This is a genomic window from Vibrio sp. 10N.222.55.C6, from assembly GCF_041473395.1.
Taxonomy (GTDB): domain Bacteria; phylum Pseudomonadota; class Gammaproteobacteria; order Enterobacterales; family Vibrionaceae; genus Vibrio; species Vibrio crassostreae_C.
In genome coordinates this window covers 1-504 of record NZ_JBFRSD010001123.1, presented here as the reverse complement: position 1 = coordinate 504, position 504 = coordinate 1, and the positions used below count along the sequence as shown (strand labels likewise).

Here is a 504-nt window from a genome sequence, read left to right as displayed (position 1 = left end):
CGGTTTGTTATAATTTCATGCCAGTGTTGGACTGGACGCGTACCGATTTAGAATTTGAAATGCCTGATGGCTCGCGCGCACTGCGTTTTGACCAAATCGCGTTTGCGGCATTTGAGCTGCATATCTTGAAACGTCCAGGTGCAGAATCGGACTATTCAGAATCAGAGCAAGCTCAAGCGTTGGATTACTTCAACAACATGACGCCTGAGCAAATTCAGCAACTGACCAATAACATCATCGCTGGCCTGCCAGGCGCTGAAGAAGGTTACACACTAGAAGCGTTTCAAGCACAGCTAGATCGCTATGCGGGAATCGACAAAGACAAGCTACGTGAGCACATGTCTTACTTCCTCGCTGAGCTGATGCCTATCTGTGATGCGAATGGCTTGAAGATGGCGGTTCACCCAGACGATCCACCGCGTCCGATTCTAGGCTTGCCTCGCATCGTTTCAACGATCGAAGACATTGATTGGTTGACCGAGCATGTACCGAGCAAAATGAATG

The 504-nt window shown here is 49.0% G+C and carries 1 protein-coding gene; it reads left to right on the top strand.

Annotated features, from left to right (window positions below; translation table 11 throughout):
* On the top strand, positions 1 to 504 hold a 504-nt coding region (gene uxuA, locus AB4486_RS27830; protein WP_372120044.1), incomplete at both ends, for a mannonate dehydratase.